General features: G+C 62.9%; 20 protein-coding genes. 13 read left to right on the top strand and 7 right to left on the bottom strand.

Features of this window, described 5'->3' with window-relative positions:
* Nucleotides 1–8 precede the first annotated feature (8 nt).
* The gene (locus GRZ55_RS20930) at nt 9–1,682 is read right to left on the bottom strand and encodes a class I adenylate-forming enzyme family protein (protein ID WP_169288896.1); all 1,674 of its coding nucleotides are present in this window, start codon (nt 1,680–1,682) and stop codon (nt 9–11) included.
* A gap of 203 nt (nt 1,683–1,885) precedes the next feature.
* On the opposite strand from GRZ55_RS20930, the gene GRZ55_RS20925 reads away from it, so the two are divergent.
* The 13 genes from GRZ55_RS20925 (at nt 1,886) to GRZ55_RS20865 (ending at nt 15,414) form a co-directional block, all read left to right on the top strand.
* Entirely contained in the window at nt 1,886–2,677 is a 792-nt protein-coding gene (locus tag GRZ55_RS20925; protein ID WP_169288895.1) for an SDR family NAD(P)-dependent oxidoreductase, read from the top strand.
* Nucleotides 2,678–2,711: 34 nt separating this feature from the next.
* Nucleotides 2,712–3,779, top strand: coding sequence for a CaiB/BaiF CoA transferase family protein (locus GRZ55_RS20920; RefSeq protein WP_368856658.1), 1,068 nt, complete (start codon nt 2,712–2,714; stop codon nt 3,777–3,779).
* A gap of 45 nt (nt 3,780–3,824) precedes the next feature.
* Entirely contained in the window at nt 3,825–5,072 is a 1,248-nt protein-coding gene (locus GRZ55_RS20915; RefSeq protein ID WP_169288893.1) for a cytochrome P450, read from the top strand.
* A 9-nt stretch (nt 5,073–5,081) separates the two neighbouring features.
* Nucleotides 5,082–5,453 (top strand): 2Fe-2S iron-sulfur cluster-binding protein, encoded by a 372-nt coding sequence (locus GRZ55_RS20910; RefSeq protein ID WP_368856657.1) that lies wholly within the window; start codon nt 5,082–5,084, stop codon nt 5,451–5,453.
* A gap of 50 nt (nt 5,454–5,503) precedes the next feature.
* Nucleotides 5,504–6,358: an IclR family transcriptional regulator gene (locus GRZ55_RS20905; RefSeq protein ID WP_169288892.1), complete on the top strand. Its 855-nt coding sequence runs from the start codon at nt 5,504–5,506 to the stop codon at nt 6,356–6,358.
* Nucleotides 6,359–6,574: 216 nt separating this feature from the next.
* Nucleotides 6,575–7,510 (top strand): dihydrodipicolinate synthase family protein, encoded by a 936-nt coding sequence (locus GRZ55_RS20900; protein WP_169288891.1) that lies wholly within the window; start codon nt 6,575–6,577, stop codon nt 7,508–7,510.
* Between the two features lie 96 nt (nt 7,511–7,606).
* Nucleotides 7,607–8,797 (top strand): LLM class flavin-dependent oxidoreductase, encoded by a 1,191-nt coding sequence (locus GRZ55_RS20895; RefSeq protein ID WP_210257456.1) that lies wholly within the window; start codon nt 7,607–7,609, stop codon nt 8,795–8,797.
* A 228-nt stretch (nt 8,798–9,025) separates the two neighbouring features.
* Nucleotides 9,026–10,255, top strand: coding sequence for an ABC transporter substrate-binding protein (locus tag GRZ55_RS20890; protein ID WP_169288890.1), 1,230 nt, complete (start codon nt 9,026–9,028; stop codon nt 10,253–10,255).
* A gap of 130 nt (nt 10,256–10,385) precedes the next feature.
* Nucleotides 10,386–11,285 carry a branched-chain amino acid ABC transporter permease gene (locus GRZ55_RS20885; protein WP_169288889.1) on the top strand — a complete coding sequence of 300 codons (900 nt, stop codon included), beginning with the start codon at nt 10,386–10,388 and terminating at the stop codon, nt 11,283–11,285.
* Between the two features lie 3 nt (nt 11,286–11,288).
* Nucleotides 11,289–12,251, top strand: coding sequence for a branched-chain amino acid ABC transporter permease (locus tag GRZ55_RS20880; protein WP_169288888.1), 963 nt, complete (start codon nt 11,289–11,291; stop codon nt 12,249–12,251).
* Nucleotides 12,248–13,015 (top strand): ABC transporter ATP-binding protein, encoded by a 768-nt coding sequence (locus tag GRZ55_RS20875; RefSeq protein ID WP_169288887.1) that lies wholly within the window; start codon nt 12,248–12,250, stop codon nt 13,013–13,015. The genes GRZ55_RS20880 and GRZ55_RS20875 overlap by 4 nt, the downstream gene beginning before the upstream one ends.
* On the top strand, nt 13,002–13,709 hold the full coding sequence (locus GRZ55_RS20870; RefSeq protein ID WP_169288886.1) for an ABC transporter ATP-binding protein: 708 nt from the start codon (nt 13,002–13,004) through the stop codon (nt 13,707–13,709). The genes GRZ55_RS20875 and GRZ55_RS20870 overlap by 14 nt, the downstream gene beginning before the upstream one ends.
* A 13-nt stretch (nt 13,710–13,722) precedes the next feature.
* On the top strand, nt 13,723–15,414 hold the full coding sequence (locus GRZ55_RS20865) for an AMP-binding protein (protein WP_169288885.1): 1,692 nt from the start codon (nt 13,723–13,725) through the stop codon (nt 15,412–15,414).
* A 15-nt stretch (nt 15,415–15,429) separates the two neighbouring features.
* On the opposite strand, the gene GRZ55_RS20860 is transcribed toward GRZ55_RS20865, so the two are convergent.
* From GRZ55_RS20860 to GRZ55_RS20840, 6 genes are all read right to left on the bottom strand, one after another.
* Complete coding sequence (locus GRZ55_RS20860; RefSeq protein ID WP_169288884.1) at nt 15,430–15,774, bottom strand: DUF4286 family protein; 345 nt, start codon at nt 15,772–15,774, stop codon at nt 15,430–15,432.
* A gap of 97 nt (nt 15,775–15,871) precedes the next feature.
* Nucleotides 15,872–16,627, bottom strand: coding sequence for an SDR family NAD(P)-dependent oxidoreductase (locus GRZ55_RS20855; protein WP_169288883.1), 756 nt, complete (start codon nt 16,625–16,627; stop codon nt 15,872–15,874).
* Between the two features lie 48 nt (nt 16,628–16,675).
* Complete coding sequence (locus GRZ55_RS20850; RefSeq protein WP_169288882.1) at nt 16,676–18,310, bottom strand: class I adenylate-forming enzyme family protein; 1,635 nt, start codon at nt 18,308–18,310, stop codon at nt 16,676–16,678.
* 89 nt (nt 18,311–18,399) lie between these two features.
* Nucleotides 18,400–18,573, bottom strand: a complete 174-nt coding sequence (locus tag GRZ55_RS23645) for an SDR family oxidoreductase (protein WP_256379826.1) — start codon at nt 18,571–18,573, stop codon at nt 18,400–18,402.
* A 32-nt stretch (nt 18,574–18,605) separates the two neighbouring features.
* Nucleotides 18,606–18,773, bottom strand: coding sequence for an SDR family oxidoreductase (locus tag GRZ55_RS23800; RefSeq protein WP_210257455.1), 168 nt, complete (start codon nt 18,771–18,773; stop codon nt 18,606–18,608).
* A 199-nt stretch (nt 18,774–18,972) separates the two neighbouring features.
* A complete protein-coding gene (locus tag GRZ55_RS20840; RefSeq protein ID WP_169288881.1) occupies nt 18,973–20,070 on the bottom strand; it encodes a Gfo/Idh/MocA family protein in 1,098 nt (365 codons plus the stop codon).
* Between the last annotated feature and the right edge of the window lie 133 nt (nt 20,071–20,203).

Raw genomic sequence — 20,203 nt, 5'->3', positions numbered from 1 at the left:
CTGCATAATCAGGCGATGCCCGCCTCCCGCGGCAAGGGGGGCAGAAGCTCCTTGAGCTTGAACTTCTGGATCTTGGTCGCCGACATCGGCCATTCCGTCACGAAGATGACTTCGCGCGGAATCTTGTAACGTGCGATCTTGCCGGTGCAGAAGTCTATCAACTCGCTGTCGCTGACGGCTTGTTCCGGCTCCAGCTCAATGAAGGCGACTGGCGTTTCGCCCAAGCGGTCGTCGGGCCTGCCTACCACTTGCACGTTCCTCACGGCCGGGTGCGCGCTGAGGAACGATTCGATCTCGGCGGCCGCGACATTTTCACCGCCGATACGCAGCATGTCCTTCAGGCGGCCGAGAAACCACAGATAGCCGTCCCCGTCGATGCGGCCATGATCACCCGTACGCACCCAACCGTCGGGGAGGATCGTTCCGGCGGTTTCGATCGCATCCTTGTAGTAACCGTTGAAAGCGCCGCCACCGCGGAAGTGGATCTCGCCGGCGGCACCGTCATCCAGCACCGCGCCCGTCTCGACATCACATATGCGTACCTCGATGCCGGCAAGCGGCTTGCCGGCGACCGTCAAGCGGACATCGTTGGCTGCATCGAAAGGGGCAAGCGTGATGAGACCGGCCGCCTCCGACATGCCATAGAGATTGAGGGCCGGCGCATTGTTGGGCAGCAGGGCCTGCAATTGCCGTGTCGTACCGAGGGGACCGATCACCACCAGAGCCCGCACGAAATCAAAGCGGGCCTTGTCGAAGCGCGGCGAGCCCAGAACCGGCGCGGCGAGCAGGTGGAAGCCGGGATACAGGATGTCGATGCGATGCCGCTCAATCATGTCGAGCGTCGCTTCGGGATCGAAATGCGGGGCGCTGGCGATCGCCGCGCCATGCGCCATGAGGCCGGTGGTCAGACCCATCCCGCCTGAATGGAAGAAAGGCATCGGCACCCACACCTTCTCGCCGCGGCGCAGGCCCACAGTGCGCGCGAAGATCGACCAGCTCCGCTGAAAGGAGACGTGGCTCATCATGCAGGCCTTCGGCATCGAGGTCGTGCCGGAGGTGTAATACATCACCGCAGTATCCTCCGGGCGTTGCCAAGCGCGGGCGGCGGCAAGCGCTCCCGAGTCGACACCGCGGCCAAGAGCAACGATATCGTCGACAGACGTGACGGCCTTCCAGTTCCTGTCACCAAACAGAATGATACGCTCGAGAAGCGGCGCTTCATTCAGTCTCAGCCGCTCGCTCGCATTCGCATCCGCAAGTTGCGGAAAGGTCTGCGTCAGCACCTCTGCGAAATTCACCGCGTCGTCGAAGCGGCTGGTGGTGATCAGGAACCGCGCGTCGCTGTGGCCGATCACATGGCGCAGTTCGTGGCTCTTGTAGCGCGCATTTGGAAGAACGCTGACGCCGCCAGCCATTTGCACAGCGAAATGCGCGATCATGTAGTCGAGACAGTTCGGCATCAGGATGGCGACATGGTCGCGCGGCTTCAGCCCGGTGGCGATCAACCCTTTCGCCAGTGACTCCGCCTTATCGTGCAGTTGCCGGAAGGTAGCGCTCTCGTCGGGGAAGATCGCGAAGACGAAATCGGGCATGTCGGCGGCCCGCGAGACCAGAAGGCCGGCCAGCGTATCCTCCCTGACCGGCACATAGGCCGGCGCATCTACCGAATGATGAGCTGTCATGCATTCCTCTCCCTGACAGCTCGATGCAACCTCCCTGCCCCGTCGCGGAACCGAATCGACCGCCGGCGCCGGCGCGGGAGCGCTACTGCCTTCGCCTTTCTAGAAAGGGATGTCGGCTCCAAAACCTATCGCCCGGTAGGTGACGTTGAGGCCCTGCCCTACAAATCTGCCATGCGAACCCGGGAACGTTGGGAGGTCGGCGCTTGAGAACGATTATTACAGGTGCGGCAAGCGGTATCGGGCGCGCAACCGCCCTGCAGTTCGCAACCAAGACGATGACGGACGAGAGCCCCGCGATGCTGCTGGTTGACCGCGACGCTGCCGGGTTGAGCAGCATCGCGGCCGAAGCCTCGTCCGGCGGAGCCACTGTTCACACCTTCGTCGGCGACCTTGCCGACCCTATGGTACCCGCACGGATCGTGACCGAGGCAGTGGCAAGGCTCGGCGGCCTCGACGTCCTGATAAGCAATGCCGGCGTCATCCACATGAAGCCGCTGGTCGATCTGGACGCAGACCAGTTCGACTGGATGATGAACATCAACGCCAGGGCGACGCTGCTGCTCGGCCGGGCCGCCCACCCGCATCTCAAGGCTTCGAAAGGCGCGATCGTGGCGACCGCGTCGAGCGCCGCCGAAAATCCAGCTGTTCCGCTCGGAGCCTACAGCACGAGCAAGGCGGCGCTGGTCATGTTGATCCGGCAGATGGCTGCCGAGTGGGGGCCGGACGGCATTCGCTGCAACTGTGTTTCGCCTGGTCCGACCCATACGGCAATGACGAAGGCGTCCTACGACGATTCCGAGGCGCGCGAACGGCGCGGCCGCGAGATCCCGCTCGGCCGCGTCGGCCAGCCGGAAGACCTCGCACGCGCCATCCATTTCCTTGCCGGCCCGGGCGCTGCCTTCATCAGCGGCGTTAACCTGCTGGTCGACGGCGGGTTGAGCGCCACGCTCGGCAACTCGAAGAACAGCGCGGCCAACACGATCGCGCAACAATAGGGACTGGACCAGCCAAATGGGACCACTGAGCGGCGTGCGCATCATCGAATTCGACGCGATCGGCCCGGTGCCGCTCTGCGCGATGCTGCTCGCCGACATGGGCGCCGATATCCTACGCATCGTGCGCGCCGGGGGCCAGGCCGCCTATGAGGATGCGGGCGAAGCCATTCTTCACCGCGGACGCGTGAGCGTGGAACTCAACCTCAAGGATGCCGGAGACCGGGAGGCCGCGCTGCGGCTGGTCGAGAAGGCCGACATCCTTATCGAAGGATTCCGGCCCGCTGTCATGGAACGCCTCGGCCTCGGTCCGGACGTCTGCCTGGCGCGCGCGCCGGCACTGGTCTACGGCCGCATGACCGGATGGGGGCAGTCCGGCGAACTCGCGCAACGGGCAGGGCATGACATCAACTACATTGCGATAGCCGGCGCACTGGGGGCGATCGGTGAAAAGAATCGTACGCCGGTCCTGCCGCTCAACCTGGTGGGAGACTATGGCGGCGGCGCTATGTTCCTGGCCATGGGTGTGCTCGCCGCCCTGACCGAAGCAAGACAATCGGGAAAGGGGCAGGTTGTGGATGTCGCGATGACCGAGGGCGTCGCGCTGCTGATGAGCATGTTCCATGCGCTGCGCCAGACCGGCGCATGGAGCGAGGAACGCCAGTCCAACCTGCTCGACGGTGGAACACCGTACTACAGGTGCTATGCCTGCGCCGATGGCAGGTTCGTCGCGGTAGGCGCTCTGGAACCCCAATTCTACGCGCAGTTGCTCGACGGTCTCGGCCTCGACAGCGCCAGTTTCCCGCAAGCCGACAGAAGCCGCTGGGACGCCATGCAAACGGCTTTCCAGCAACGCTTCCTGACCAAAACCCGTGACGAGTGGGGCGCGATCTTCGCGGACCGGGACGCCTGCGTTTCGCCGGTACTGACCATGGCGGAAGCCGTCGAGCATCCTCACAACCGCTCGCGCGCGAGCTTCGTGGTCCGCGAAGGCTTCACCCACCCCGCCCCCGCTCCCCGCTTCAGCCGGACCGTCACGGAAATCCGCAACTCGGCGACGGATACGGCTGCTGCGGTCCATGCCAGATGGACGCAAGGCAACTGACCGGCTGGCGACGGGAAGCCTACCAATGATGAGGAGGAGGAGAACATGCTCGATTCCAAGCTTTCCGCCAGTATCGGCCAGCCGTTCTCGATCAAGAATGTCGAGGATATCGAACCGTGGGAATACTACGAGGCGCTTCGTGGCGACGGGCCGATTGTCTGGGATACGCAGATGAATGCATGGGCGGTCCTCGGCTTCGAGGAATGCGCCTTCATCGAAATGAACGAGGACCGGTTCCGCAACCCGTACCAAACCGTTCCTCCCGTCGTCGTCGAGATCAAGGGCGGCGGACGCAACATCACGCTCCTGAGCGGCGAGGAACATATGCGTATGCGCCGCTTCTTCCTCAAGCTGATGACACCGCCACTCGTGGAGGGCTACCGCAACAACCAGGTTGCACCCACCATCAACATGCTGATGAAGCGTATACTCGCCAAGGGCACCGGCAAGGCTGATCTGACCGCCGAGTTTGGCGACCAGATTCCGCCGCGCGTCATCGCCGCGCTTCTAGGCATGCCGTGGGAAGACGATGCGATGGTGGCGCGCATCCTTCATCTCCACGAGGAGATCATGGAGGTTATCGGCTCCGGCTTCGCCACTGAAGATATCCGTCAGAAGGGGTTGCGCGTGTCCAAGGACATCAATGACATGCTATTGCCCTATATCCGCGACCGGAAAGCCAACCCGCGCGACGATTTCATCAGCCGCGTCTGGACGGAGGCGCCGTCGGAATTCGGCGATGACCTGACGGAAGAGGACGTGGTGGCGATCTGCCGCGAACTGTTCCTTGGCGGCGCCGACACGACGGTGCACGGAATCGCCAACATCCTCTATCTGGTGCTGACCAATGCCGATATCCGAGCCGCGGTGGAAGCGGATCGCAAGACCGCCCTTTCGTCCGCGGTCGAGGAATCGATGCGGCTCTACGGTTCGGTCATGTACCGCTTCCGGGTGGCGAACGACGACTGCACTATCGCCGGAACCGAGGTTAAGAGGGATCAGCGACTCATCCTGCTTCATTCGGCGGCCAACCGCGACCCTGGCAAATATGCGTGCCCGCATGCGGCGGATCTGGCGCGCAAGCCGGCGGCGGACCATTTGGCCTTCAACAAGGGGCCGCGCTCCTGCGTCGGGATGGGATTGGCGCGTGCCGAGATGCGCGATGCGGTGAGCGCCGTTCTCGACAACCTGTCGAATGTGCGCCTCGATCCGGAAGCAGAGCAGCCGGGCTTCAAGAGCCTGTTCATGCGCTCCTGGCGGCCGCTGAACGTTGTCTTCGATGTCGCCCGATAGATCCCAGCGGTGGCGATCTTCGTCGTCGCACCGCATTTCGCAGGAAAGGGGGCGAGGAGTTCCGTGCATATAGTCGTGTTCGATCAGGAAGGCGTTCGCCACGAGATCGCAGGCGGTTCCGCATCGTCGGTGATGGAGATGATCCGGGACCATGGATTGTCGATCGCCGCCCAGTGCGGCGGCAGCGCGGCATGCGCCACATGCCATGTCTATGTCGATCCGGAGTGGTTCGGGCGCTTGCCGCCGATGGGCGAGGACGAGGACGCGATGATTGAACTCGCGGTCGATATAAAGCCGGTGTCGCGCCTGTCCTGTCAGTTAAAGCCGGACGCCTTGCTGGATGGCCTCGTCCTGACCCTGGCGCCCGGCACGGAGTTCTGAATTTCCGGCAGCGCCGGTCACTCGGGACCCGCCCGCTCTGGAGGAAGGAATTGTCTCACAGACCTGTCAAATCCGCTTTGAGGGTGCTGGAGGTGCTGCGGCTCTTCTCCGAGCAAAAGCGCGCGCTGACGCAGCTGGAGATCCTTCGGCATCTCGACATACCACAATCCAGCACGAACTTCCTGCTGCGCACCATGATCGAAGCAGGTTACGTGACCTACGATCCGAAGACCCGCCTCTATTTCCCGACGCCGGAGGTGCTCCATCTGGGCAAATGGTTGGAGGGGTTCGGCTATGACTTTTTCTACGAGGAAAGTATCATCACCGATCTTCTGGAAGATATCGGCGTGCGCACGGGCGAAACGGTGTCGATCGCGTCCCGAAATGACATCTTCGTCCATTTCCACCGCACGAAGCGGCGGAACCTTCCCGTCGAGATGCATGTCGAGGAAGGCTCCGTCCTTCCGCTGACCTATTCCAGCTACGGTCGAATGCTCCTGAGCAGGCAGCCTTTCAAGCAGATCGACAGGGTCTGCCGTTTGATCCGCGCGCGCGAGAACAATCTCTCGCGGCGGTTCGATGTGGAGGTGGAGATCGCATCTGTCACCGCCATCCAGGACCATCATTTTCACTATTCGCGCAACCCTCTCCTCCCAAGCGCGGGAAGCGTGGCGATCATCCTTCCCGTCACCATCGCCGGACGGGCGGTTGCCGTGGGCGTCGGTGGGCCGGCACAGCGGATCGAGGAGAGCCTGCCGGCGATCGTCGAAATTCTCGATACCATGATCGCAAGATATTGCGACGCGCTGACAGCCACCTTCGGGAGCGGCCAAGGGCGGTCGTCAACCGCGAGCGCGACCCGGCGCGAGGATGGCGGCAATATCGGATCGCATATGCGATTGTGAGCGCTCGCCGTCATCGACGCCTGTTTTCGGATTGCAAACGGCGGAAGGTGGCTCATTGTTTTTGCACGATCCGCCACGCCTCTACACCCGATCACGCTGCTCAGCGCGATTTCCAGCACAGAGGCCCCAGACCGCCAACAGACCGGGAGCAACGTAATGCAATATGCAAGATCCGATGCGAAGGCATGGGTTCGCGACAATCTGCGCGGCTATTCCGTGACCACGACCACCGCGCTCAAGCCGGACCTCGAGATAGACTTCGACGGTATCAAGGCCAATACCGAACGCTATATGAACCTTCCCGGCGTGCAGGGCCTCTACGTCGGATCGCTGTACCAGGAATTCTGGACGCAGACCCTTGAGGAGCGAAAGGCCGTCACCGAGACCATCCTCGAAACCGTGAACGGGCGTGTGCCGGTCATCGTCAATATTTCCCATACCTCCTACAAGGATTCGATCGACCTCGCGCGTCACGCGCAGGCGAGCGGCGCCGACCTCATCATGTGCTGGCCGCCCTACTACGGGCCACGCTCAGACGACGGCGTACTGGACTATTACAAAAAGCTGGCGGACGCAGTGGATATCGGCATTGCGACCTATACGACGACGCTCCATGAGTTGGGGTTCTACATACGTCCCGAACTGATGGCCCGGATCGCCGAGATCGACACTGTAGTCGCGGCCAAGGAGGCCTCTCTGTCGCTTGACAAGTATTCGGCGATGGTTCTCGCCGTTGGCGACAAGCTGGCGATAAGCGCTCCGCTTGAAGAGTATTACTTCTTCGGCAAGGCGGCATTCCCCGAGCGAACGCCGCGCTTCATCATCGGCTCGTCACGCCCGCTCTACATGCAGACCCAAGAAAAGCCCAACTGCGTTCATTTCTGGGAAGCGGTCGAAAGCAACGATCTGGAAGCCGCCAGGCAGGCCCTGACGAAGATCCTCAAGGTCGCCAATGAACTGCACAGCCGCTACCTGGCCAAGGGCGTCCATCACCTTACGCTGATGAAATACATCTCGACGCTGTTCGGCTTCGCCGGCGGCCCGGTCCGCCCGCCTCTGACGCCTCCGACGGAAGAGGAAAAGGCGCACGCGGTGGCCGTGCTGCGCGAGAATGGCCTGCTCGGCGATAAACGACTGGCGGCGGCCGAATAGCGAGACTTCGCCCCGCGCGCGATCCCGGCGATCGTGCCGCCATACCGGCGGGCGGGAGAAACTTGCCTCCCTTCACGGACAATTTCAGGAGCTATCATGACTGTTCGCTGGCCCATGCGTTTCGGATCGTTCATCTCGCCGATCCACTCACCCGACGAGAACCCCAATCTGGCGATCCATCAGGACATCGCGCTGATCCAGCATATGGATGCTCTCGGCTACGACGAGGTCTGGATGGGAGAGCATCATTCGACCGGTTGGGAGTATGTCGGCTCGCCCGAGGTCTTCCTCTCCTATGCTGCCGCCCGGACGAACCGTATCAAGCTCGGAACCGGCGTCGTGTCGCTGCCCTACCACAGTCCATACCACGTCGCGGAGCGCGTGACGCTGCTCGATCATCTCAGCCGGGGGCGCCTGATCTTCGGTGTGGGGCCGGGCGCGCTCGCCTACGACGCCTACCAGTTCGGGCTCAGATCCGACGAGCTGCGCCCGCGCATGGAAGAGAGCCTGGACATCATCCTGGCCCTTCTGCGCGGCGAGCGGGTGACGCGCAGGACGGACTGGTTTGACCTGCGTGATGCGAAAATCCAGCTCCGCCCCTACAGCCAGCCCGGCTTCGAAATCGCGGTCACCTGCACCACATCGCCGGCCGGCCCGAAGCTGGCCGGCCGGCACGGCATCTCCATGCTGTCCCTGAACGCCACGCAGGTAGCGGGCATGTCGACGCTCGGGAACAACTGGGAAGTGGCGGAAGAGCAGGCTGCCAAGCACGGAACCAGCGTCGATCGCCGCAACTGGCGGCTTGTCGGGCCGATGCACATCGCGGAGACGGAAGAACAGGCACGGCGAGACGTACGCCATGGCCTGCCGAAATGGATTTATTACAACACCAAGGTGGGAACGCTGGGTCTAGTACCTGAATCCGCCAGCACGTCGGATCATTATGTCGACGCGCTGAAGGAAAACGCCTTTGCCGTAATCGGCACCCCCGCAGATGCGATTGCCCAGATCGAGCGGCTGTGGGATCTGTCGGGCGGCTTCGGCGCGTTTCTGTTCTGGGCGCACGACTGGGCCAACACCGAAGCGACCAGGCGCTCCTACGAGCTTTTCGCGAAATATGTGGCGCCGGCATTCCAGGGACGCATCGAAAGCCTGCGGGAATCGGAAGAGCATGCGCTGCGGCATCGCGCAGAGCTGGCCCCGCAGGCCGCTGCGGCCCGGCTCAAAGCGACCGAGGCCTATGCCGCCGAGAAAGCGAACGAAAACCAGCGCCGTGTCGGAAATTGACATCGCCGCCCAGAAAAAATGCCACGAGCAGAGAACCGTCGCCGGTTTCACTACCTATCCAAAGACAGTATCCGCTTTGCATCATCGCCTAATATGAAGAACGCGTCGTGGTGCCTCATCGTGGAAGAAGAGCCTAGTGGTCCCTCACTGCATGGAACCACATTCCGAATTTGCATTGCAGCATCCGCATCGTGCCACAGACAAACCAGATCGGGAGGAGTCTATCTTATGGGAATCATCAGCCAGACAATTCGAGCAGTTGGCGGCTTTGCCATCGCAGCCGTCATGGCAGGGCCAGCCGCCGCACAGACGACGACGGGCGTTACGGACGACGAAATTCTGATCGGCATCTTCGCGCCGCTGTCGGGCGCGCTGACCGCTTACGGCACCGATCCGACGAACGCCGCGCGGGCCTGGTTCAACGACGTCAACGAAAAGGGTGGCATTCACGGACGCCAGATCCGCTACATCGTCGAAGACGACAAATGCACACCGGCCGAGGCCGGCGCCATCGCGCGCAAATTCATCAATGTCGACCGCGTGTTCGCTATGCTGGGCGGTTCCTGCTCCGGCGCCACCGTTTCCATCCAGGAACTGGTCAACCAGGAACAGATCCCGCATTTCATGCTGAACGCTTCGGGCGATGCGGGTGTCTATCCGCCGACCAAGTATCAGTTCGGAGCTGCGCCTGGAACGCAGCGCGCCACCCTTGCCGCCGTCATGAGCTACGCCATCGACGATCTGGGCGCCAAGACCGTCGGTGTCCTCGGGCCGGAAGATGAAATGGGCACAGCCGCCCTCAGAATGATCCACGCGGTCGCCGAGAAGCGCGGTGTCGAGGTCGTTGCTAACGAGATCGTTCCAAACAACGCGACCGACGTTACCGTGCCCGTCCTCAACGTCCAGTCGGCCAACCCTGACGTCATCATCCTGACGACCTACGCGCCGCCCACGACTCTGGTGATGAAGAAGATCGTCGAGTTCGGATTGGTGGACAAGCCGATCATCTCGGCCATCCAGGGCGTTTCGTCGACCGACGCATTCCTTGCAAGCCTCGACGGCGATACGACTGGCCTCAAGAACTTCTACTACGCGCATCCGCTCGTCGGCGAAACGATGGACGATCCCGGTCTCAAGCCGTTCAAGGATCTGATGGTCAAGCATTTCCCGGATCGGCCCAATCCCGGCATCATGGGAGCCTACGGCTTTCCGCACGCTATGGCGATCGTCCATGCGCTTGAGGCGGCCGGACCCGGCCTGACCAGGGAAAAATTCATGGAGGCGATCGAAAAGACCAATTTCGAGTCCGGCGTGATGGCAGCTCCCACCGTGTTCAACCCCGAGCGTCGCGACTCACTGCGCGGTCAGGTGATCGTCAAGTTCGACGGCGAAACGGTCACGCATGCCGGCGGCCCGTACCTCTGGGACGAAATCGTCGATCCGTCCTATTTCGATTGATGCAAGGCGGTTGACGGCTTTCACAAAAAAGGGGCCGAAACATACGTCCGGCCCCTTTTTTGGAGTAAGGAACGCCGCCTATCCGCTGTCAGCGGTTCGGTAACTCGAAAGCAATTTTTTTGGGGGCCACATGTCCACTACCTTGGCGCTCGTCATAATCAGCGGGATCGCGACTGGTGCGATCTACTCGCTCATCGCGCTGTCGATCGTGATCGTATACAAGGCATCGGACGCGGTAAATTTCGCCGCAGGCGAATTCACGATGGTCGGCGCATATATCGCGCTCTTCTTCATCGTCTCGGCGTCCCTGCCCTACTACCTCATCTTTCCGATCGTCGCGGCCGCAACTTTCATTCTTGGCGGGGCTTTCGAACGCCTCGTCGTGGTACCGATCACGAACCGCACGAAGGGTCGGGAGAATCCCCTCATACCGATCGTCATCGCAACTTTCGGTCTGTCCCTGATGCTGACCGGTTTCGTCCGGGTATTTCCCTACACGGAGGAAGTGCGTTCGCTGCCACCTCTCATCCGAGGAGCGCCGATCTTCGTCGGCGGTGTACCCATCTTGCTCACCGACATCGCCATCGTAGTCGTCGCCGTCACCGCCATTCTCGGCTTCTGGCTGTTCTTCAGCTACACAATGCTGGGCAAAGCCCTTCAGGCCTCCAGCCAGAATCCCAGGACGGCTGCCCTGTCAGGCATTCCCGTCGCGAAGATGCGCATGATCGTCTGGGCGATAGCGGGACTGATGGCCGGCGTCTCCGGCATGCTCGTCGGGCCCAAGCTCGCGCTGACCCCCAATCTCGGCGGCATCATCATGATTGCGATCGCGGCTGCGGTGATCGGCGGCTTCAGCAATCTGCCAGGCTCCATTCTCGGAGGCTTCATCGTCGGCGTCGTTCAAAACCTGATTGGCTATTTCTTTGGTTCCACGACGATCGCTGTGGCGCCCTTCCTGATCATCATGGTCGTACTCCTGTTCCGCCCGCAGGGTCTATTCGGCGGTCCAGTGCATGTGAAGAAGGTATGACGAATGTACGGATCACTCACCCGATATGAACTGGCGTGGCCGCTCGTCGTCGTCGCGGCGGCCGTTCTCTTCCCGCCATATCTCAACAACTATCTATTGTTCGTGGGCAGCATCCTCCTCGTCTACGCGGTGCTTGCCCTGGGCCTCGATCTGATCATGGGCCATGCCGGCCAGTTCGCGCTCAGCCACGTCGCGTTCTACGGCATCGGCGCCTACGTGACCGCCATCCTGCAATCGCGCTACGGCGTGCCGTTCCCCATCGGTCTGGTTGCGGCCATCGTCGTCTCGGCCGCCCTGGCCGCAGCGATCGCGGTTGCCTCCGTGCGGCTGCGCCACATCTATCTCGGCCTGGCGACCGTCGCGTTCGCAGCGGCCACCCACTGGGTGTTCGAGCACTGGAGAAACCTCACCGGCGGCGTCGACGGCATGCGCCTGCCGCCGGCCGACTTCATGTTCTTCAGGGCGGTCGGGGACGCGGCCAATTTCCGGGTTCTGGCTGTGATGTTCGCGCTGATCTTGCTGGCGACCTTTCTTCTCGTTCGCTCCAAGCTTGGCCGCTCGATGGCCGCGATCCGCGACAGCGAGCATGTGGCGGCGGTGTCGGGGATCAGCGTCGCGCGCACGAAAATGTGGGTGTTCATGATTTCAAGCGCCTATGCAAGCGTGGCCGGCTCCATGCTGTTCGTGTTCAATTCCTTCATCAGCCCCATAGACTTCACCTTCGCGCCCGCCGTGCTGCTGCTGACCATGCTGGTGGTCGGCGGAATGGGCTCCATTCCCGGTGTGATCGTCGGCGCGTTTCTCCTCGGCATACTGCCGGAAGTGCTGCGAACGGTGCTGCGCAACTACCTCGTCTGGCAGGAGTTCGTCTACGGTCTGATCCTGGTGCTTTCCATCACGCTCATGCCGCAGGGCGTGGCCGGCCTGTTCAAGAAGCTGACCGCCAAGCGCAGGGAGGCGAAATGAGTCTGCTCACTCTCGACAATGTCACCATCAAGTTCGGCGGCCTTACCGCACTCAACGACTTTTCGATGAGCATCGAGCCGGGAACGATCCATGCTCTCATCGGCCCGAACGGCGCCGGCAAGTCCACAGCCTTCAACGCCATCTCGCGCGTCTACCGGCTGACGAGCGGCAACGTTTCTTTCGACGGGCAGCGCATCTCCGAGCTGCCGGCCTACAAGCTCGCGGGCATGGGCATATCACGGACCTTCCAGAACATCGAACTGTGCGGCCGCATGACCGTGCTGGAGAACGTCCTTCTGGGAATGAGCACGCGTATTCCCAACTACAATCCGTTCATCTTCAGCCGGAAGCGAGCGGCGGCCGAAGCGGATGCCGTCAGAAACGCCGAGGAGCTTCTGGAACGGATCGGATTGCTGCCCTTCCGCGACATCAAGGCTAACGAACTCGATTTCGGGCGGCAGAAATTGCTCGACATCTCGCGCGCGCTCGCAGCCAAGCCGCGCATGTTGCTGCTGGATGAGCCTGCGGCCGGCCTGCGCAACCGGGAGATTTCCGCGCTAGACGCATTGCTGACCGAGCTTCGGGACCGGGAAGGCATAACCATCCTGCTCGTGGAGCACGTCATGCAACTTGTCATGGCGATCGCCGACAAGATCACCGTGCTCAATTTCGGCACCAAGATCGCGGAAGGGCTTCCCGAAGACGTTCGCCGCGATCCGAAGGTCATCGAAGCTTATCTGGGAACCGGCTATGCTGAAGCTTGAGGGAATATCGGCCAGCTATGGCGCCGTCCAGGCGCTTGAGGGCGTATCGCTCGAAGTGGAGGCAGGCAAGATCGCCTGCCTGCTGGGAGCCAACGGAGCCGGAAAGTCGAGCACGCTGAACTGCATCTCCGGTGTGGTGCCGATCCGCTCTGGCGCGATCTGGTTCGACGGTCAGCGGATCGACGGCCGGAGCATCGAGCAGATCGTACGGCATGGCATCGCCCAGGTTCCGGAGGGCCGCGAAATCTATCCGGAAATGAGCGTCGCGGACAATCTGGTGCTCGGCGCGTGGATCCATCGCCGCGACACAAAACAAGTGCGTAACGACATTGCCAGGGTCTACGAGATATTTCCCCGGCTCAAGGAGCGCGAACAGCAGCATGCAGGCACGCTTTCGGGGGGAGAGCAGCAGATGCTGATGATCGGCAGGGCGCTCATGTCGCGTCCCCGGCTGCTTTTGATGGACGAACCGAGTCTGGGACTGTCGCCGGTACTGGTCGAAAAGCTGTTTGAAGTCATCGAGCATCTCAACCAGACGGGGCTGACCATCCTGCTGGTCGAGCAGAACGCGCAACTCGCCCTCAAGACCAGCGAGTACGGCTACATCCTGGAAAACGGCGAAATGGCCTTTCACGGACCATCGGGCGAGCTTCGGTCGAACGAAAAGGTTCGCGAAGCCTATCTCGGCACCTGATCGGGAGAGCGCGATGCCCGTCGAATGGCGACCGATCGCTTCCCGGCGTGGCTCCGACGCGTCGGGGCACCAGGTCGGCGCGACGCTCGCCGAGGCTCGGCGCCGCTGGCCGGATTCGCCGGCGTTGATCATGAGCGGACGCAGCGCAACTCATGACGAGATCTGGCGTCAGTCCGAAACCTGCGCCAAGGCGCTGATCGCGCACGGGATCGGGCCGCACGAAAATGTCGGCATCTACCTTCCCAATTCGTGGGAATATGTGATCCTCTTCAATGCTGTGACGATGATCGGCGCGTGTGCGGTGGCGCTCAACGCGCGGTTCCGCGAGCACGAGCTTTCCTATGCCGTGCGCAAGGCCGATCTTTGTGCGCTTTTTACCTCGACGCAAGGCGATGGGAATTTCGACGGTCGCAAGGTGCTGTTGCGCGCCTTTCCGGAGATTTTGGCGGCGAAAGACCTCGCCGACCTGCACCCATCCGACGCGCCGACACTGAAAAGCGTCTTTCTGACCGAGGCGGCGGATGACGAAACCCGACCATCGTGGAAGGAATTCCTCGGGAAGGCGTCCGCGGTCCCTCAGGCGGAATTCGACCGCATGTTCGAGGCGGTTTCGCCCGAGGACGATTGCCTGATCATGTTCAGCTCGGGCACCACCGCCGACCCCAAGGCCTGCCGGCTGTCCCATCGCGCCCTCACCCTAAGCGGCGAGGGCATGGCGCGCCGTTTCCATCTTTCCTCGCAAGATCGTTTCTGGGACCCCCTGCCCTTCTTCCACATGTCGACGATGCTGCCGCTGGCGGCATGCCGCTCGGTCGGCGCGTGCTTCATCGGCGTTTCGCGGTTCGAGGCCGGAGCAGCGCTTGAGGAGATCGAACGAACGCGAGCGACGATCGCCTATCCGGCCTTCTCGACGATCACCACGGCGATGATGGCGCATCCCGACTTCGCCGCGCGCGACCTGTCGGTCCTGCGCCTCGTCCTCAATGTCGGCCCGCCAGATCTGCTGCGAAAGTTCCAGGCGGCGTTTCCACGGGCCGTGCAGGTCTCCTGCTACGGGCTCACCGAATGCGGCGGCCTCTCCTGCTATAACGAGCTGGACGAGACGCTGGAGCAGCGCGTGACCACCAGCGGCCGTCCGATCGACGGAGTGGAGGCACGCATCGCCGACCTGGCGACCGGCGGCACCTCAGCGGAGGGCGGCACAGGCGAGATCCAGCTTCGCGGAACCACGCTCTTCAGCGGCTATTATGGCGACGAGGCGCGAACGCGCGAGGCGATGACAGCCGATGGCTGGCTGCGCACCGGAGACATCGGCACGATCGACGCAGACGGCAGGGTCCGCTACGTCGGCCGCTTCAAGGACATGTTGCGCATCGGGGGCGAGAACGTCGCAGCCGCCGAGATCGAATCCTTCCTGACAACTCACCCCGCGATCAGGCTCGCACAAGTCGTCGGCGTGCCGGACGGCAGGCTGGACGAGGTTGCGGCCGCGTTCGTGGAACTGGAGAACGGAGCCGCGCTGACGGAGATCGACGTCGCGCGATTCTGCGCCCACAGGATCGCAAGCTACAAGATCCCACGCTACGTGCGCTTCGTGCACGAATGGCCGATGAGCGCCACGAAAATCCAGAAGTTCCGCCTGCGCGAAAATTTCGCCCCCGATCGCATGATCGACGTGTCCGCCCTTCTCAAGGCCGGGCGCTGAAGGCCTTGCCGTCGCTCAGGATCGCTCCACACGCTCGGTGATCGGGTGGAAGAAATAGGCCTCGCGGTGCGGATCCATCGCGTCCGAACGCGGCATCATCTGCGTCCCGATCCACTCCTTGAGCGGCGTGATGACTTTGTCGAGATCGTCGGTCTCGATCTCGTAGATCGCAGCGTACTTCCACGGAAAGGGCGGATCGAGTCGCTGCTTGTCGCTCAGCGCGAAACGCTGCGCGGCGACAACGCCGGGAACGCTCAGAACGTCCTTGAGGTGCTGGTTGTCGTACCAGTCGTTGTACTCGTCGTCTCTGCCCTCGACCGCGTTGGTGTAGACAATGAAGACATGTTTCTGCATGGGCATTTTCACGTTCTCCTATGTCAGGCTGGGGGCGATCGTATTGCGTCGGCCACCGGCATCGGGTGCCTGGCATGCTCGGCGCCTTTGGTAATGCGTGTCATCAAACACGCAGCGCCGCATCAATGCGGATCGTCTCTCCGTTGATGTAGCGGTTCTCGACGACGTAGCAGACGAGGTCGGCGAATTCCGCCGGATCGCCGAAACGCTTCGGAAACTGGACCTTTTCCAGATGCGACGCCTTGGCCTCTTCGGGAAGGTTACGCAGGAGGTCGGTGTACATCAGCCCGGGCGCGATCGAAATGACGCGGATGCGGCTCGGCGCAAGCTCGCGGGCTAGCGACAGCGTCAGCGAGGCGACGCCGCCTTTGCTCGCGGCATAGGCCATGCCCCCCGCCCCGCCATCGAAGGCGCGGATGGACGACACGTTGACGATGACGCCGCATTCCCGGTCGTCGCCGGCGGCATCGTTTGCGACCATCCGCTCGGCGGCCTGCGCCAGCACGGCGAAGGTTCCGTTGAGGTTGATGTCGACGACCTTTCGGAAGGCGGCGAGGGAATGCACGCCCTGCGGTCCCACGAGCGGCGCGCTGAAGAAGATACCGGCGCAATTCACGCAGATGTCGACGCGGCCGAAGCGCCCGGCGACCTTGCCCACCGCAGCGGCTACGGCCTCTTCGTCGGTCACGTCGGTCCGCACGAACAGGATTTCGTCGTCTTTAGCCAGCTCGGGCGAAAGCTGCTCTGCGATGTCGAGGATTCCCACGCGAGCACCCCGCTCGCGCAGCGCCCTGACCGCGGCGAGCCCGAGCCCGGCCGATCCTCCGGTGACGATCGCGACGCTTCCTCGAATGTCCATGGCCGTCCTCCTTGCGCCGGGCGCGCCCGGCCTCTATGCGCACCATTGTCAGCCCAAGCCGAGTTCATCGATCAGGGACTGCCGGAGCTTGTATTTCTCGATCTTGGTCGCCGACATCGGCCAATCGGTCACGAAGCGGACATGCCGGGGTATCTTGAAGCGTGCGATTTGTCCGTCGCAATGGGAGAGCACACCCTGCTCGCCTAGTTCAGCCCCCTCGACAAGCTCCACGAACGCGCCCGCAACTTCGCCATAACGTTCATCGGGGATACCGACGACCTGCGCGAGCTTGATCGCGGGATGGGTAGCCAGGAAGGACTCGACCTCCAGTGCGGACACGTTCTCGCCCCCGACCTTCATCTGGTCTTTCAGCCTGCCGAGATATTTCAGAAGCCCCTGTGCGTTCACCGCACCGTAGTCGCCGGTGTGGAAGTAACCCTGGGCGTTGAACGCCTGCCGGGTGAGTTCCGAGTTGTTCAGATAGCCACCGAACAGACCGGGGCCGCGTACGGCGATCTCTCCCGGTTCTCCGGGAGTGACTTCCTCCCGGGTTTCAGGGTCGACGATGATGGCCGACCAGCCCGGCAGGAAGTGGCCGACGGTCGTCGTCCGCTCCTCCAGCGTATCGGTGGGCCAGTTGTAGGTGACGATCCCCGTCGTCTCGGTCATGCCGAAGGCGCTGAGAAGAAGGGCCTTCGGGAAGGCCGCCTGGAGACGGAGCTGGATTTCCGCCGGACCGACGTCGAATACATATCTGACCGCATCGAAAGACGTCTTCGGGAAGCGGGCGTGGCCTATGATCGGAAGCGCGATGGTCGGAAAGAGCGGGTATAGGACTGTCGGCTTCTCGCGCTCGAACTGGTCGAACGCCTTCTCCACGTCGAACCAGGTCATGCCGACGAACTTGCCGCCGACGGCGAGGCACACCGACATGAACAGCAGACCGCCGATATGGAACATCGGCAGCGGGCACCACCAGCCGTCCTCCTCGCCAATGGGGAACAGGTCGGCGACCAGCCTGGCAGTCACGACCAGGCACCGGTTGGGCATTATGCAGCCCTTTGGCCTCGCCGTGGTGCCCGAGGTGTACATGATGAGCTGGGTGTCCTCGCTCCCCGGTTCATCCTGCGGACCGGGCGCGGCGAAGCGGGAGGCGGCCTCGCGCAGCGTAACCGCGTTGATCATGGAGGCGGGAGCGCCGTCGCCAAGATGCACCACCGCCGAGAGCCGCGGGAAGCCGCCAAGCTGCAGGTTCCATGGGTCGCCGGCATCCTTCAGGCCCGGCAGAGCGGAGAACAGCAGGTCCTTGAAATTGGTATGGGCGTCGATCGCGCCTGTCGTGAAGACCGCCTTGACGCCGCTGTCGGTCAAAATATGGGCCGTCTCGAACGCCTTGAAGCGCGTATTCATCGGAACGACGGCGACACCGATCAGCGCGGCGCCGAGGAACAGCTCGATGAAATCCACGGAGTTGGGCATCAACAGGCCAACCGCGTCGCCCCTTTCAAGTCCGAGCGCCTTGAGTTCGCGCGCGCGCCAGACGGCCCGGTTCAGGAGTTCGCGATAGCTGATCGCGTTTTCGTCGATCACGATGGCGATCCCGTCCGGATGCCGTTGCGCCGTTTCCCGCAGCATGGCTGCATAGCTGATCGCGCCGGTTTCGACGGCGGGTAGTGCATGCATCGCTTTCATCTCCTGCGCGATCACGACACGGTTCAGGCATGCACCTACGGCCGCGGCTGCCGGGCGGCACCTGCCGCCGGATAGGGTGATCAGGTCGCCACCGTCCGGGCGCCGTCGATGACGAGGTCATGGCCGTTGAGATAGGACGTCTCGTCGGACAGCAGGAACACTGTGGCACGCCCGCTCTCTTCCGGCGTGCCGAGCCGCCGGCATAGTTGAGGCTGAGCAAATGCTGCTCGAGTTCTGGATAGGCGGCGGTGCAGGCGACGACCATGCCGGCCTTGACAGATCCCGGCTAAAACGTACTGCAGCGGATGCCCATGCGGTCGAAATCCGTGGCGACGGCCCTCGTCATGCTGTTGAAACCGCTCTTCGAGATGACGTATGGGAAATGGCGCGACCTGACCCGCGACGCCTCGATGGAGGAGACGTTGACGATAGAGCCGCCACCGGTCTCAAGCATGACTGGGTATGACGGCCACGCTCCACAGACAGGGCGCGCAGATTCAGCGTCATCGCCGCGCCCCAGAGTTCGTCCGTCGTCTCCAGTATGCCGGCCTCGTCCACCCGCGCCGCATTGTTGACGAGCCCGTCGATTCGGCCGAAAGCCGAGCGCGCCCGTTCCCTCACTTGGCAGCGCGCAGCCGGCAACTCCTCGCCGTTCAGTTTCCCAGGACAACACGGCGCCCCTCGGCATGCGATAGTTCGATCGCGTCCAGCGTCCGGTGAAGCGCGATGGCGTCGGCGAAGCCGGGGGACGCAGCCGCGCCGGAGACGATAACCCCATGGAGCGCGCGATAGGCCTTCGCGACGTTTAGCGGCGCTCCGGATCGTATCCCCGGAGGAACCGGAAGATAGGAACGCGGAATCTCGATATCCTCGAAAGTGCCCGGCGATGTCGTCCCTTGTAGCCTGAGATCCGCCATCTGGATGCCGCGCCCGCCAGCCTCGGTAGAAATCACCAGATCGCCTTTCGAGCCGCTTATCTCGAGCCGCACGCCCCCACCGATGGGCGACGCGCCCTGCAGGCGGACGCCGACGACCGCGCCCGTTCTCAGAATCGCGCCGATGACCGCCTGATCCCATGAAGGGCGCTCGAATTGCCGTTCGACGCCGTCATCGCCAACGCGGGCCAGCGTCGCCGAAACCGACATGAAATCGCCGAGCAGGTGACACAATACGTCGATCGAGTGGCCGCCCGGAATGCTCAGGAAATGAGCGCCGCTGTCGCGGTCCAGGAGGTAGGCCGACCCCTCACGCCCGCTAAACATCCAAGGGACCGAGTGGACGAGGTTCGCCGCCTTGACGTCGCCGATCCGGCCCCGCGCGATCAGATCGCGGGCGTGCTCGATGGCGGGCGCGCGGCGCGCCTGAAGGCCGACCATATGCACCACGCCGGCGCTTTGCGCGGCGGCTAGCATTTCCTGCGCCTCCACGGTGGTCCGTCCGAGCGGCCATTCGCAATAGACATGCTTGCCAGCCGCCAGCGCAGCGGAAACCACCTCGCCGTGAGCGGGAACCCGGACGGCAACAGTCACGATGTCGACGTCCGGGTGCTCGGCAAGGGCGCGCGCGTCGGCGAATGCATGCCGTATCCCGAACCGGCGCGCGCTCTCCGTCGCGGTTTCCATATGCGCGGTGCTGATGGCCGTGACTTCGAACAGACCGTCCAGCGCCGCGAGGGCGGGGAGGTGGGCCGCCGTTCCCCAGCTTCCCGTGGGACTCGCGCCCACCACACCGACGCGCAGCTTCCTGGTCAAGACGAAATCTCCATGTACATGCCCGGCACCTCACCAGCGGTCCTGGCGTCGGCTCCCGTGAGATCCTTCACATCGGGCGTCACCGCCTGCCCGGCGGGAAAGCGGGTCAGATAAGCGCTCCTGCAATTGGAGC

The organism is Chelativorans sp. ZYF759 (genome assembly GCF_012911015.1).
GTDB lineage: Bacteria > Pseudomonadota > Alphaproteobacteria > Rhizobiales > Rhizobiaceae > ZYF759.
Note: the sequence above shows the minus strand (reverse complement) of the source record. Positions and strands in the feature narration are given on the sequence as shown.